The sequence below is a fragment of the Protofrankia sp. CiP1_Cm_nod2 genome (assembly GCF_920664355.1).
GTDB lineage: Bacteria > Actinomycetota > Actinomycetes > Frankiales > Frankiaceae > Protofrankia.
Map to the genome: position 1 here is coordinate 2,288 of NZ_CAKKTL010000016.1, position 485 is coordinate 2,772.

General features: G+C 72.0%; 1 pseudogene. It reads left to right on the forward strand.

Annotation, left to right across the window (positions count from 1 at the left end):
- Positions 1-485, forward strand: a pseudogene (locus NBW84_RS03115) (hypothetical protein); the annotation flags it as partial.

Below are 485 nucleotides of genomic sequence, written 5' to 3' on the forward strand. Positions count from 1 at the left end.
TGGGGCCGGCTGCCGCTGGCCGTCCAGGCCACTCTGCCGGTGTGGGCCGCCAGCCGGATCGCGGTGATCGTGCTCTCGCTGGCCGCGTCCCGGGCGCTCTCCGGCCATCCGCTCGCGCAGCTGCCGGGGCTGAACACGTTGTGGGACCGCTGGGACGTCGGCCTGTTCACCAAGGTCGCGCGGTTCGGCTACGTCTCGCCGGAGTACACCGACCGCACCGAGGTGGACTTCCCTGGATTCCCGCTCGCGATACGCCTGGCACACCTGGTCGTCCCGGACTGGACCTTCGCCGGGATGGTGGTCTCGTTCGTGGCCGGGGCCGCGGCCGTGGCGGCCATCTGGCAGATGCAGATGGACGACCGGACACGAGCGGACGGCGCGACAGCGCGCCGGACACCACTGCGGCCCGGGCACCGGACAGATGTCAGGGGCCGGACGGATATCAGAGACCGGACAGCCGCGACAGGCCGGACAGCCGTGACAGG